Here is a 14,083-nt window from a genome sequence, read left to right on the forward strand (position 1 = left end):
GCGAATCGATCGGGGGCGCGACGAGTGCAAAATGGGCACGGCCATGATCACCCTGGCGGTGTATGGTCATCCGGAGGGTAAAATAGCGGATTGATTACGTATCGTTGGGCGACCTCACGCCCGGCATGCCTCCCTCTATAGAAGCCATTTGTGAAAAATTCTTTAGAATCAAATGTTAAGAGCAACATTGCTCCGCGCATTGGAATGGTCAGCCTCGGCTGCCCGAAAGCGCTAGTCGATTCCGAGCAGATCATCACCCAGTTGCGCGCCGAGGGTTACGAAATTTCCGGTACGTACCAAGGCGCGGACCTCGTGGTCGTCAACACCTGCGGCTTCATCGACGAAGCGGTGCAGGAAAGCCTCGACGCCATTGGCGAAGCGCTGAACGAGAACGGCAAGGTGATCGTCACCGGTTGCCTCGGCGCGAAGAAGAGCGGCAGCGGTTCGGGGCTGATCGAGGAAGTGCATCCGAAGGTGCTGGCCGTGACCGGCCCGCACGCGGTCGGCGAAGTGATGCAGCATGTGCACACGCATCTGCCGAAGCCGCACGACCCGTTCGTCGACCTGGTGCCCGCGGCGGGCATCAAGCTCACACCGCGTCACTACGCGTATCTGAAGATTTCGGAAGGCTGCAACCACCGCTGCACGTTCTGCATCATCCCGTCGATGCGCGGCGACCTCGTGTCGCGCCCCGTCGCCGAAGTGATGCTCGAAGCGGAAAACCTGTTCAAGTCCGGCGTGAAGGAACTGCTGGTGATTTCGCAGGACACGAGCGCCTACGGCGTCGACGTCAAATACCGCACCGGTTTCTGGAACGGCAAGCCGATCAAGACGCGCATGACCGATCTGGTCGGCGCGCTCGGCGAACTCGCCGCGCAATACGGCGCGTGGGTGCGTCTGCATTACGTGTATCCGTATCCGAGCGTCGACGAAGTGATCCCGATGATGGCCGAAGGCCCGTACAAGGGTCACGTGTTGCCGTATCTCGACGTGCCGTTCCAGCATGCGCATCCGGAAGTGCTCAAGCGCATGAAGCGCCCGGCCAACGCCGAGAAGGTGATGGAGCGCGTCAAGGCATGGCGTGAGGTGTGCCCGGATCTGACGATCCGCAGCACGTTCATCGCCGGCTTCCCGGGTGAGACCGAGGAGCAGTTCGAGACGCTGCTGGACTTCATCCGCGAGGCGGAACTGGACCGCGTCGGCTGCTTTGCGTATTCGCCGGTCGAAGGCGCGAGCGCCAACGAACTCGACGGCGCGTTGCCCGACGAAGTGCGTGAAGCGCGTCGCGCGCGTTTCATGGAAGTGGCGGAGGAAGTGTCGGCGAAGCGGATCGCGAAGAAGGTCGGCAAGACGCTGAAGGTGCTGGTCGACGAGATCAACGCCGATGGCGGCATTGGCCGCACCGCCGCGGATGCGCCGGAGATCGACGGCGTTGTGTATATCGCGCCGGCTACGAAGGCGTCCAAACGCTATAAGGTTGGCGATTTCGTGTCGGTGAAGATCACCGGCGCCGACGGCCACGACCTGTGGGGCGAGGTCTAAGCGATGACCGTCAGCATTGCCGCAACGCCGCAAAGCCAGCCCGCAGCGATCCTCGCCCTCGGCGAGGCGATGATCGAATTCAACCAGTCGGCGAAAGACCAGCCGAACTATTTGCAGGGGTTCGGCGGCGACACGTCGAACTTTTGCATCGCGGCGGCGCGCCAGGGCGCGCGCACCGGTTTTGTGTCGGCGGTCGGCGCGGATCATTTCGGGCGTCTGCTGGTCGATCTGTGGGAGCGCGAGCAGGTGGATACGTCGCTCGTGCGCGTCGATCCGCACGCGCCCACCGGCGTCTATTTCGTGTCGCATGGTCCGAACGGCCACGCATTCGACTACCTGCGCGCAGGTTCGGCCGCGAGCCGCTACGCGCCGCACGATTTGCCGCGCGGCGCGATCGCCGCGGCCAAGGTCGTGCATCTGTCGGGCATCAGCCTCGCGATCAGCCTGAGCGCTTGCGATGCCGCACTGGAAGCGATCGCGCACGCGCGCGCCAACGGTGTGCGCGTGAGTTTCGACACCAACCTGCGCCTGAAGCTGTGGCCGCTCGCGCGGGCCCGCGCGGTGATGCTCGAAGCGATCCGTCAAACCGACATCTGCCTGCCGAGCTGGGACGACGTCACCGACCTGACCGGCTTGACGGGGCGTGACGAGATCGTCGATTTCCTGCTCGCGCAGGGTCCGCGCGTGGTCGCGCTGAAGCTCGGCAAGGAAGGCTCGTATATCGCGACGCCCGACGCGCGGCGGGTCGTGCCGGGCCACGTCGTCAACGCGGTCGATGCAACCGGCGCGGGCGACTGCTTCGGCGGCGCGTTCATCGCGCGCATTGTCGAAGGCGACGATCCTTTTGCAGCGGCGCGTTACGCGAACGTCGCCGCGGCGCTGTCCACGCAAGGCTACGGCGCGGTAGCGCCGATTCCTTCCCGTGCCAGCGTCGAACGGATTCTGGGCGGCTGAACGCAGCGCCATGCGCCGCGACGCGCGGCCCGCCAAGGCAAGGTCATCCTGGAGACTTTCACAGACTAAAAGAGGAGCGAGCGATGCAACGGGACGTAGTGGTGGCAAGCGGTGTGCGGACGGCAATTGGCGGTTTTGGCGGCAGTCTGAAAGATTTTTCGCCGAGTGATCTCGGCGCGCGGGTGGTGCGTGAGGTACTGACGCGCGCCGGCGTGTCAGGCGACGAAGTCGGCCACGTGGTGTTCGGCAACGTCGTGCACACCGAACCGAAAGACATGTATCTGGCGCGCGTCGCCGCGATCAATGGCGGCGTCGCGCAGCACACGCCCGCATTGACCGTGAATCGCCTGTGCGGCTCGGGGCTGCAGGCGATCGTCTCCGCCGCGCAGGGCATCCTGCTCGGCGACGCCGACATCGCAATCGGCGGCGGCGCGGAAAACATGAGCCGCGCGCCGTATACGATGCCCGCCGCGCGCTTCGGTCAGCGCATAGGCGACGCGCGCCTCGTCGACATGATGGTGGGCGCGCTGAACGACCCGTTTCAGTCGATCCACATGGGCGTGACCGCCGAAAACGTCGCGCGTAAATACGCTATTTCGCGCGAAGCCCAGGACGCGCTCGCGCTCGAATCGCACCGCCGCGCGGCCCACGCGATCACGAGCGGCTACTTCAAGGAACAGATCCTGCCGATCACGCTGGCGTCGAAGAAGGGCGACACCGTGTTCGACACGGACGAACACGCGCGCATGAACGCATCGGCGGAAGACTTCTCGAAGCTCAAGCCGGTGTTCGCGAAGGAAAACGGCACGGTGACGGCCGGCAACGCGTCAGGCATCAACGACGCCGCCGCGGCGCTCGTGCTAATGGAGCGCCGCGTCGCCGAGCAGCGCGGCGTGAAGCCGCTCGCGCGGCTGGTGTCCTATGCCCATGCGGGCGTCGATCCGGCGTACATGGGCATCGGTCCGGTACCGGCTTCGCGCAAGGCACTCGAACGCGCCGGCCTGACGCTCGCCGATCTCGACGTGATCGAGGCGAACGAAGCCTTCGCCGCGCAGGCTTGCGCGGTCAGCAAGGAGCTCGGCTTCGATCCGGCGAAGGTCAATCCGAACGGCTCGGGCATATCGCTGGGCCATCCGATCGGCGCAACCGGCGCGCTAATCACGGTCAAGGCGCTGTACGAACTGCAGCGGATCGGCGGGCGTTATGCGCTCGTCACGATGTGCATCGGCGGCGGCCAGGGCATCGCTGCGATCTTCGAGCGGATTTGACGCTCGCAGTGAACCGGTAGCAAGCAGGTATCAGGTAATGAGGAAGGAACGGATGCAGGAATCGAAAGCGATGAAGGGCGCGGCGAAGGATGCGTTGAGGGGCACGACGGCATGGCGCGGTGGGGCGATCATGAGCGCGGCCGCGTTGCTGTGCGCCGGCACGGTGGCGTTAATACCCGCGCAGGCCTGGGCCGAAAGCGATGCGGTCAAGCAACTGGCCGCGCCGCCGGCGATCCAGTTGCCGCTCAAGCCGAGCCCCGAGTTCGCCAGGTTCCCGCGTTACGCCGGCACGCTGGGCTCGCGCCAGATCGTGCTGCGGCTTGGTGCGAAAACCGACGATCCGTCCGGCGTGCACGGCGAATATCAGTACACCGATACCGGCGAGGTGATCCTGATCGCCGGCGACCGTAACGGCGATACGCTCGAAGTCGAGGAATCGAACGACGGCACCCATATCACCGGTAACTGGGTCGGCACGTTCGCCGCGGACGGCTCGGTGGAGGGCGACCGGATGAACGTCGACGATTCCGATCCGCAGCCGTTTAATCTGAAGCCGCTCGCGGCGGGGCAGACGGTGCCTGCTGCGGCGGCCGGAGCCGCGCCCGCAGCGGGAGGGGCGCAGCCACCTCCGGCCAGCGGCCATGTCGCTGGGTCCGCGCCGGCGCCGGCAGCGAGGACCGGCGGCCAACCGGTGGGCGGCGTCAGCAATCTGCAAACCGGCGAGTGAAACCACCGCCACGCAAGCCGTCGGTCGATCCGACGCAATTTCGCTGCCTGGTCTACGCTTGCCTGGGCGGCGCGTGTGCCCAAGCCGCGCGCTCGCCGCTTTTGTCTCGCTTCTGTCTCGCTTCTGTCCGTTCTTATCCGTTTCTCTCAGCTTTCATCGAACTTCGCCATGACCCAATCCAAACTCAAACGCGGTTTGCAAACCCGCACCGTGCGCGCCGAGGACCAATTGACGCCGGGCTTCGAGTCGTTCTCGATGCCGGTCACGCGAGCGTCGACGGTCGTGTTCCCCGATCTCGCGACCATGCGCGCGCTCGACTGGAAAAACGACGCGCAATGGCGCTACGGCCTGCATGCGACGCCGACTTCTCTCGCGCTCGCACAGCGCCTCGCCGCGATCGAAGGCGGCAAGCATGCGTTGCTGCAGCCCTCGGGGCTGTCGTCGATTTCGAACGTGTACTTCGGCCTCGTGAAAGCGGGCGACGACGTGCTGATTCCCGATAACGTCTACTCGCCGAATCGCGATCATGGCGACTGGCTGGCGCGCGATTTCGGCGTCAGCGTGCGTTACTACGATCCGCTGATCGGCGCGGGCATCGCGGATCTGATCCAGCCGAATACGCGCCTCATCTGGATCGAGGCGCCGGGCTCGGTGACGATGGAAGTGGCCGACGTGCCCGCGATCACGGCGGCGGCGCGCGCACGCAACGTCGTCACGGCGATCGACAACACGTGGTCCGCCGGGCTCGCGTTCCGGCCGTTCGAGCACGGCGTCGACATCTCGGTGCAGGCGCTGACCAAGTATCAGTCGGGGGGCGGCGACGTGCTGATGGGCGCGACGATCACGGTCGACCGCGAATTGCATCTGAAGCTGAAGGCGGCGCGCATGCGCATGGGAATCGGCGTCTCGTCGGACGACTGCTCGCTGATTCTGCGCAGCCTGCCGTCGATGCAGCTGCGCTTCGCGCAGCATGACCGCGCGGCGCTTGCTCTGGCGACATGGCTGAAGAGCCGCCCGGAAATTTCGGTGGTACTGCATCCGGCAATCGCCGACTGTCCTGGCCACGAGTTTTACAAGCGCGATTTCACGGGCGCGGGCGGGCTATTTTCGGTCGTGTTCCACGAGCGTTACAGCGCGGCTCAAATCGACACGTTCTGCGAGTCGCTCGAGCTCTTCTCGCTCGGCTGGAGCTGGGGCGGTGCCCACAGCCTGGCCATGCCGTACGACGTCGCATCGATGCGTACGGCCGGGCAATGGCCGCATCGCGGAACCTTGGTGCGCTTCTATATCGGCCTGGAAGAAGAGGCGGATTTGCGCGCGGACCTCGAGCAGTGCCTGGCTGCGCTGGATTAGACGGCTGACTGCGTTCGCTGAGAGGACAGCCACGGTGATGCCATAAGTCAGCCCATCGGGACACGTTCCCGGTGGTTTTTTTTTGCCCTGATAGCCAGTAAGCCTAACCATTTGGCTGAATAGACGGAACCAGACCTCGACGCTACGAGGGTGCACACGCTGACCAACGGTTCCCGCACGGTGGCGAGCCTCGGTGAATCTTTTCCTCTGGATGTTGCTGAATCCCGGGGGTGCCGATTGTCGGCCCGATCTCCACGCTGGCGCTTGTCGTGTTTGTCTGTTCGAGCGTCGCGTACACCTGAAATCTAATTTTTAGATAGTGCCGCGAAGAAGGTACGCATTTGGCACGGATCGGGAAAAATCATGCGCGCATTTTGGTGGGGGGCCGTCATCTCGATCATCGTTTTTGTCAGCGAGAGGGTGCTGCTTCGGGCCGCCATGCTGATGCAGTAGCGGATCGGTCCGGATAGACCGTCATGGTGCAGCGCTCGCTGCGCTACACCGTGCGGTGTTTCCCTCCGGCATCAGAACAGCCGCAGCAACCCGTCCAGTCCGACATGGTTGAACGCCACGCTCGCCGCTTCACGCACCACCGGCTTCGCGCGGAAAGCGACAGACAGTCCCGCGGCGGCCATCATCTTCAGATCGTTGGAGCCGTCGCCCATCGCAATCGCGCGGGTCGGTTCGATGCCGAGCGTGGCGCACGTTTCGCACAGCGTGCGCGCTTTCACATCGGCGTTGACGATCTCGCCGATCACAGTGCCGGTCAGCTTGCCGTCCACGATCTCGAGCGTGTTTGCGTGCGTGAAATCGAGACCCAGGCGTGCTTTCAGTTTTTCGGTGAAGAATGTGAATCCGCCCGACACCAGCAGTGTTTTCAATCCCGCTTCTTTCACACCGGTCAGCATCCGCTCCGCGCCCGGCGACAGTTGCAGGCGCTCTTCATAAACGCGTTCGAGCGCGCTTGCGTCGAGACCCTTGAGCAGCGCGACGCGGCGCGTCAGGCTTTCGTTGAAATCCTTGATCTCGCCGCGCATCGAAGCCTCGGTAATCGCCGCCACTTCGGCCTTCAGTCCGCAGAAGTCGGCGATCTCGTCGATGCATTCGATCGTGATCAGCGTCGAATCCATGTCCATCGCGACCAGCCCGAAGTCGCGCAGTTGGCGGCCGGCGTCGACGAACGCGTAGTCCAGTTGATGGGCAGCGCAATAGACCTCGACATCGCCGCGCTGCGCGACGCTTGCGTGCGCGATGCGAAGTGAGCTCGCGTCGATGACGGTAGCGTGCGACCCGCGTGCGAGCGCGATGAGCGTGGTGTGGTGATCGGCGGAAAGAGGCGCGGAACTTTGAATGACGAGGTTCATGGACGACGCAGTGACGCAGGAAAGAGGGCGCGCGGCGCGCGCGGAAAATCCCGCTATTGTATCGGTTCCCAGGGACGCGCCATCGTGAGCGCCCAGGAGGCGGCACGGGGAACGGGGTGGCGAGAAAAGGACCGACAGGCAGGCGGTGGATTGCGCTCCGCCGTTGGACGCGTCCATCACGCTCGTCCGTCGAACGTCTCTGCTAAACGCGAGGGACGTGCCGCCGTTTCTTCAGCAGCGCCACCATGCCGCGTGTGCGGAGCATGCGAACGCGCCGAAACAGCCATACGCATCGCCGTATGACGAGCAAGCCCAATCACCCCGGGCCGGTCCGCATGCGAGTCCCGCTGCGCGTCCGTCGTGCAATCCCTCCACGCCCGGTTCATACTGTCGCTTCCAACGACGCCCACCAGCCTGTGCCCGTCCCGACCTCGCGCGCCCGACACCTCCGGCGCACGTCGGAACCAGCACACTGGCACAAGCAACGAGGCGCATCCTTACGGAGACAACCGCATGACCCCGGCGACCGCCAGCGACGCATCCTCCCTTGCACGCGACTTCGATCTGCGCCACCTGAGCCCCGCGTTCTATGCCAATCCCTATCCGGTCTACCACGCGCTGCGCACCCACGAGCCGATCCGGCGCATGCCCGACGGTTCGCTGTTTCTGACGCGCTTTCGCGACGTGCAGGCGGTCTACCGGGACCCGAAAACCTTCAGCTCCGACAAGACCGTCGAGTTCAAGCCGAAATACGGCGACTCGCCGCTCTACGCTCATCACACGACCAGCCTCGTCTTCAACGACCCGCCGCGTCACACGCGCGTGCGCAAACTGATCGCCGGCGCGCTCACGGCGCGCGCGATCGCAGCGATGGAGCCGGGCCTGATCCGCCTCGTCGATGGCTTGCTCGACGTGGCGGCCCGGCGTCGCCGCATCGATCTGATCGGCGAGTTCGCCTCGGCGATTCCGGTCGAAATCATCGGCAATCTGCTGGACGTGCCGCATGACGAGCGCGAGCCGCTGCGCGACTGGTCGCTCGCGATCCTCGGCGCGCTCGAACCCGCGCTCAGCGACGCGCAGCTCGAACGCGGCAATCGCGCGGTGAGCGAGTTCGTCGACTATCTGCGCGAACTGGTCGGGCGGCGCCGGCGCGAACCGGGCGACCCGCAGCACGACGTGCTGACGCGGCTGATCCAGGGCGAAGCGGGTGGCGAGCAATTGTCGGAAGCGGAGTTGCTGCAAAACTGCATTTTCATTCTGAATGCCGGGCACGAGACCACCACCAACCTGATCGGCAATGGGCTCGTCACCCTCACCGACTGGCCCGAGCAGCGCGCCGCGTTGCTGGAGGAGCCGTCGCTGATCGAGCCGGCGGTCGAGGAATGTCTGCGCTACGAGAGCTCGAACCAGCTCGGCAACCGGATGGCGACCGTCGACACCGAGATCGGCGGCGTCGAGGTCGCGCGCGGCACGCCGGTCACGCTGTGCATCGGCGCGGCCAATCGCGACCCGGAACAGTTTGCGCAGCCGGACCGTTTCGACATCCGCCGTGATCCGAACCGGCATCTCGCGTTCGGCTTCGGCATCCATCAATGCGCCGGGTTGTCGTTGGCGCGGCTCGAGGCGCGTATCGCAATCGGACGTTTCGTGCAGCGTTTTCCGACGTATTGCCTCGCTGGCGAGCCGACGCGTGGCGGACGCGTGCGTTTTCGCGGCTTTGCGGCCGTGCCGGTTGACGTCACGCCTAAAGCAGGGCCGGCATCGCGCCGCGCACCGTAGCTTTTGCCGTCCTGACGAAAGTCTTACCGCCTGGGTAGTGGACCGCGCGCCATCCGCAAGCGCCGGCGCCGCGCCTGCGTTGCGCCCGGCTCCGTGCGCCGGGCCGTGGCACGCTTGCTGCTTCGTCTGAAGTCTTAGGCTCACGGGAGCGCACGATGGCACACATGATCTGGAAAGGCGCAATCAGTTTCGGACTCGTCCACGTGCCGGTGCAGTTGTATCCGGCAACGCAGTCGGAGAAGGTCGGTTTCAATCTGCTGGACAAGCGCACGATCGATCCGGTCGGCTACAAGCAGATCAACAAGCGCACCGGCAAGGACGTGAGCCGCGACAACATCGTGCGGGGGTTCGAGTACGAAAAGGACAAGTACGTGGTGCTGTCGGACGACGAAATCCGCGCGGCGAACCCCGAGTCGACCCAGACAGTCGACATCCTCGCGTTCGTCGATGCACCCGACATCTCGTTCCTTTACCTCGACACACCGTACTTCCTGACACCCGACCGCAAGGGCGACAAGGTCTATGCGTTGCTGCGCGAAGCCATGAAGGCGTCGGGCAAGGTCGGCGTCGCGAGCGTCGTGCTGCACAACAAACAGCATCTGGCGGCGCTGATTCCGGTGGGCCCGGTGCTGGCGCTGAACACGCTGCGCTGGGCCGCCGAGGTGCGCGGCTTCGACGAATTCAAGCTGCCTCCCGAGGGAATGAAGGCCGCGGGTGTGTCGGCGCGAGAACTCGACATGGCGAAGAAACTGATCGACGACATGAGCGATACATGGGACCCGTCGCAGTATCACGACACGTTCCGCGACGACATCATGGCACTGGTCGATCGCAAGATTCGCGCGGGCAAGACCGAGGAGATCACCGAGGTCGAAGCGCCGCACGAGTCGCGGCAATCGGCCGATATTCTCGACCTGTCCGATCTGCTCAAACGGAGCCTGGGCCGGGGCAAGGGCAAGCCCGCGGCAGGCGCTCGCAAGCGCGCCGCAGACGATGACGACGATCGGGACGACGCCGATGCCGACGGCAAGGCTTCGACGCCGGCGCGAAAGAAGCCCCGTACGACACGCGCGGCGAGCACGCCACGCAGTCGCAGTAGCGGTAGTAGCGCCGGCAGCGGTACTGCCGGCGCTCGGGCGACGGCGGCCAAAACCGCCGCGACGCCCGCGGCCCGCAAGCGGCGCGCGGCCGCATGAACGCCCGGCCATCTGAGCGTTGCGCGGACGCTTAGCGCCGCGCCCCATCCACTTTGGACGACGTCATCGCCATGAACGACAGACTCGACCTCTACCACCGCAAGCGTCGCTTCGACGAAACGCCGGAGCCTGCCGGCACCCGGACGGGCTCGAAGCGCTCCGCCGGCCGCAAGACGGCGGAACGCTCGAAAGACGAGACGCTCGCTTACGTGATTCAGGAGCATGACGCGCGGCGTCTGCACTACGACTTCCGGCTCGAACTCAATGGCACGTTATTGTCGTGGGCGGTGCCGAAGGGGCCGAGTCTCGATCCGTCGGTGAAGCGGCTGGCGGTGCACGTCGAAGATCACCCGGTCGAATACGGGTCGTTCGAAGGAGAGATTCCTGCCGGCAACTACGGGGCGGGCAGCGTGCTCGTGTGGGATCGCGGCACGTGGGAGCCGGTGGGTGGCGCGGCGCAGGCGGCGCGCTCCTATGCGGCAGGCAAGCTCAAATTCCAGCTTCACGGCGAAAAGCTGCACGGCGGCTGGACGCTGGTGCGCAGTCACATGCGCGGCAGCGGCGACAAGGAGCAATGGCTGTTGATCAAGGAGCGCGACGATGAAGCGCGCGACGAGAGCGAATATGACGTTCTGAAGGAACGTCCCGGGAGTGTGCTCGGTAGCGGGTCGGCAGCGCGGAGCGGGGCGAACTCGAAAGGTGCTGCGGGCAAAACCGCGAGCAAGGCGAAAGGGAAAACCGCAAGCGGGCGGGCGAGTAAAACTGCGCCCGGCAGCGAAGGCGAAATTGCAAACGAGACTTCCGGCAAGGGCAGAAAACGGAAGGACGCAAGCAGCGACGCAACAGAGCCTGGCACGGCTTCGAAAACGAATACGCCGCTCAGCAGGACGTCCCGGGGCGCTGGACAAGCCGTCGCCCGAAGCAATACACAATCCGCATCGTCGAGCCGAGCGGACCCGAAGCGGCCCGACATCGTCTCCACCCGAACCGGGGAGTCTCTGCGCGAGCTTGCAGCGTCGCCGTCGATCGAAGGGGCCGTCAAGGCTCGTTTGCCGGCCACGTTCAAGCCGCAACTCGCGACGCTCGTCGATGCCGCTCCACCCGGCGACGACTGGGCCTACGAAATCAAGTTCGACGGCTATCGTGTGCTGGCGCGCATCGAGCGTTCGGTCAAAGGCGGCGCCGTCAAGGTGTTCACGCGCGCGGGCAACGACTGGACCGCGAAGTTCGGCAAGCAAGTCCAGGCGCTCGACCAACTCGACCTCGAAAGCGCATGGCTCGACGGCGAAGCGGTCGTGCTCGACGAACACGGCGTGCCGAGTTTTCAGGCGCTGCAAAACGCGTTCGATTCGAACCGTCCGCAGGACATTGTCATCTATCTGTTCGACGTGCCGTTTCTGAACGGCTACGACTTGCGCGGCGTGCCGCTCGAACAGCGCCGCGCGATTCTGCACGCGCTGCTGGACGAGGTCGACGACAGCGTGCTGCGCTTCTCGAACGACTTCGCGTTTAGCGCCGACGAACTGCTCAGGAGCGCGTGCGACATGGCCCTCGAAGGCATCATCGGCAAGCGGCGCGACAGCGGCTATGTGTCGGGGCGCTCGCAGACGTGGATCAAGCTGAAGTGCCGGCGGCGCCAGGAGTTCGTGATCGGCGGCTATTCGGAGCCGAGCGGCAGCCGCGCCGCGTTTGGTGCGCTGCTGCTCGGCGTCTACGACGGCGAGGGGCGCCTGCGCTACGCCGGGCGGGTCGGCACGGGCTTCGACGCCGCGTTGCTGCGCACCGTCAAGAAAGCGCTCGACGCCCACGAGACGAAGCGCATGCCGTTCGCCTCCGCGCCGCGCGAGCGCAGCCGCACGCCGGTGCACTGGGTCGAACCGGTGCTCGTCGCCGAATGCAACTTCGCCGAGTGGACAAGCGACGGCATCGTGCGCCAGGCGTCGTTCGTGAGCCTGCGCGACGACAAGCCGGCGCGTCAGATCGTCATGGAAACATCCCGCCAAGGAGCCGACGTGCAACAGCAAACCGACAACGGGTCCGATGCCGCGCCGAAGAAGCGGGCGGTGTCGAAGGCGGCTGGGTCGAAGACCTCTGCTTCGCAGACCGCTGCTTCGAAGACTACCGCCTCGAAGGGTGCAACGTCGAAGGGTGCAACGTCGAAGACTGCAACGTCGAAGACTGCAACCGCAAAGACCGCTACGAAAACCACCACCCCCAGCGAAGTCGCAAGCGTGCGCATCTCCCACCCCGACCGTGTCATCGACAAAAGCAGCGGCACCCGCAAGATCGACCTCGTGCGGTACTACGAGTCCGTCGCCGACTGGATGCTGCCGCATCTGCAGGACCGGCCGGTGTCGCTCGTGCGTGCGCCCGAGGACATCGGCGGCGAGCTGTTCTTTCAGAAGCACAGCCAGAAGCTATCGATTCCGAACGTCACGCAGCATCCCGGCCTCGACCCCGGCCATCCGCCGCTGATCACCGTCGAGACGATCGAGGCGCTGGTCGGCGCGGCACAAATGGGCACGGTCGAATTTCACACGTGGAATGCGCTCGCCGCGAATATCGAAAAGCCCGATCGCATGGTGTTCGATCTTGACCCCGACGCGGCGCTCGGCTGGGAGCGCATGATCGAAGCCGCGCAACTCACGCGCTCGCTGCTCGACGAACTCGGCCTCAAGTCGTTTTGCAAGACGAGCGGCGGCAAGGGACTGCATGTCGTCGTGCCGCTCGCGAAGCAGGCCGGCTGGGATGAGGTGAAGGACTTCTCGCAAGCCGTCGCGCAACATATGGCGACGACGCTGCCCAGGCAATTCAGCGCGAAGATGGGCGCGCAAAATCGTAAGCAGAAAATCTTCGTCGACTACCTGCGCAACAACCGCGGCTCCAGCACGGTGGCCGCATTCTCGGCACGCGCGCGGCCGGGGCTGGGCGTGTCGGTGCCACTGTCATGGGACGAGGTCGCTGCCACCACGGGCGGCGATCAGTGGACCATCGAGAACCTGCACGAGCGTCTCGCCGATCTCGCAAGCGATCCATGGGCAGATTATGCGAAGACGCGCCAGCGCATTACCGCCGCGATGAAAAAACGCCTGGACGGAGCGCGATGAGCGTTTGCCAGCCGATCTCACTCAACACGGGAAGGAGCACATCATGAAGACCTCACCGCAATCGTCGGACGGCGACAAGCAGGCCGATCCGCATGGGCAAAAAGATCCGCATTCGTTGCAGGACGCCGCCGCGCCGCTGCCGCATGAAACCGATCAGGACCCGGAGTCGCAGCACGAGGACGAGCCGCGCCATGTCGGCAAGCAGGCGCATCGGGATCTCGCACACGGCCTGAAAGATACGGACCGCCGTGGCGGCGACGAGTATCAGCAGCAGACACAGAACGATACGCACACCGATGTGAATTCGGACGGCAAGCAGGGCGATGCGGGGCGGGCAGGCAAGCGCTGACGGAGCAAGACGCCGAGCGCCGGCGGGCGGGGCAGGTTGAATCGGGTGCGGCGTTGCCGCGGGTTCGGCTCAGGCCAGTTCGAACCCAACCTCACTCAGCCTCACCGTCCCAATACGGCGGATCGCCAAAATGTGCTGCCAAGAACCCGATGAACGCGAGCGTCTTCGGTGGCACGAACGCGCGGCTCGGATACACGGCCCAGATCGCCACCTCCTCGGCGAGCGGATAGGCGTCGAGCACGCTGACCAATGCGCCGCTGCGCAGATAGGGCGCCACGTCCCACGTCGATTTCAGCGCGATGCCGAAACCCGCGAGCAGCGCATCGCGGATCACCTCGCCATTGTCGGTGACGAGCCGTCCGCTCACGCGCACGTCGAGCGGCCCGGCAGGCGTGACGAAGGCCCAGTCGCGCTGGTCCGACAGAATCATGCATTCGTGGCGGG

11 protein-coding genes are annotated in these 14,083 nt (G+C 65.1%); 9 read left to right on the forward strand and 2 right to left on the reverse strand.

Features of this window, described 5'->3' with window-relative positions; all coding sequences use genetic code 11:
- Positions 1-150 precede the first annotated feature (150 nt).
- The 5 genes from rimO (at position 151) to CIC12_RS26540 (ending at position 5,844) form a co-directional block, all read left to right on the forward strand.
- Complete coding sequence (rimO, locus tag CIC12_RS26520) at positions 151-1,542, forward strand: 30S ribosomal protein S12 methylthiotransferase RimO (RefSeq protein ID WP_168668504.1); 1,392 nt, start codon at positions 151-153, stop codon at positions 1,540-1,542.
- 3 nt (positions 1,543-1,545) lie between these two features.
- Positions 1,546-2,496, forward strand: coding sequence for a sugar kinase (locus CIC12_RS26525; RefSeq protein WP_168668506.1), 951 nt, complete (start codon positions 1,546-1,548; stop codon positions 2,494-2,496).
- Positions 2,497-2,579: 83 nt separating this feature from the next.
- The gene (gene bktB / locus CIC12_RS26530; RefSeq protein WP_168668507.1) at positions 2,580-3,764 is read left to right on the forward strand and encodes a beta-ketothiolase BktB; all 1,185 of its coding nucleotides are present in this window, start codon (positions 2,580-2,582) and stop codon (positions 3,762-3,764) included.
- 52 nt (positions 3,765-3,816) lie between these two features.
- Entirely contained in the window at positions 3,817-4,491 is a 675-nt protein-coding gene (locus tag CIC12_RS26535; RefSeq protein ID WP_168668509.1) for a hypothetical protein, read from the forward strand.
- Between the two features lie 168 nt (positions 4,492-4,659).
- The gene (locus tag CIC12_RS26540; protein ID WP_168668511.1) at positions 4,660-5,844 is read left to right on the forward strand and encodes a cystathionine beta-lyase; all 1,185 of its coding nucleotides are present in this window, start codon (positions 4,660-4,662) and stop codon (positions 5,842-5,844) included.
- A gap of 524 nt (positions 5,845-6,368) precedes the next feature.
- Here CIC12_RS26540 and serB read toward each other — a convergent pair.
- The gene (gene serB / locus CIC12_RS26545; protein WP_168668513.1) at positions 6,369-7,208 is read right to left on the reverse strand and encodes a phosphoserine phosphatase SerB; all 840 of its coding nucleotides are present in this window, start codon (positions 7,206-7,208) and stop codon (positions 6,369-6,371) included.
- A gap of 513 nt (positions 7,209-7,721) precedes the next feature.
- Between serB and CIC12_RS26550 the strand changes: the two genes are divergently transcribed.
- From CIC12_RS26550 to CIC12_RS26565, 4 genes are all read left to right on the forward strand, one after another.
- Complete coding sequence (locus tag CIC12_RS26550; RefSeq protein ID WP_168668515.1) at positions 7,722-8,987, forward strand: cytochrome P450; 1,266 nt, start codon at positions 7,722-7,724, stop codon at positions 8,985-8,987.
- Positions 8,988-9,142: 155 nt separating this feature from the next.
- Positions 9,143-10,183, forward strand: coding sequence for a non-homologous end joining protein Ku (gene ku / locus CIC12_RS26555; protein WP_168668517.1), 1,041 nt, complete (start codon positions 9,143-9,145; stop codon positions 10,181-10,183).
- 71 nt (positions 10,184-10,254) lie between these two features.
- Entirely contained in the window at positions 10,255-13,290 is a 3,036-nt protein-coding gene (gene ligD / locus CIC12_RS26560; protein ID WP_168668519.1) for a DNA ligase D, read from the forward strand.
- Between the two features lie 43 nt (positions 13,291-13,333).
- Positions 13,334-13,639, forward strand: a complete 306-nt coding sequence (locus CIC12_RS26565; RefSeq protein ID WP_168668521.1) for a hypothetical protein — start codon at positions 13,334-13,336, stop codon at positions 13,637-13,639.
- A gap of 91 nt (positions 13,640-13,730) precedes the next feature.
- On the opposite strand, the gene CIC12_RS26570 is transcribed toward CIC12_RS26565, so the two are convergent.
- A partial coding sequence (locus tag CIC12_RS26570) for a LysR substrate-binding domain-containing protein (RefSeq protein ID WP_238812899.1) occupies positions 13,731-14,083 on the reverse strand: 353 nt, incomplete at its 5' end.

The organism is Paraburkholderia sp. SG-MS1, from assembly GCF_012275575.1.
In the GTDB taxonomy this organism is placed as follows: domain Bacteria; phylum Pseudomonadota; class Gammaproteobacteria; order Burkholderiales; family Burkholderiaceae; genus Paraburkholderia.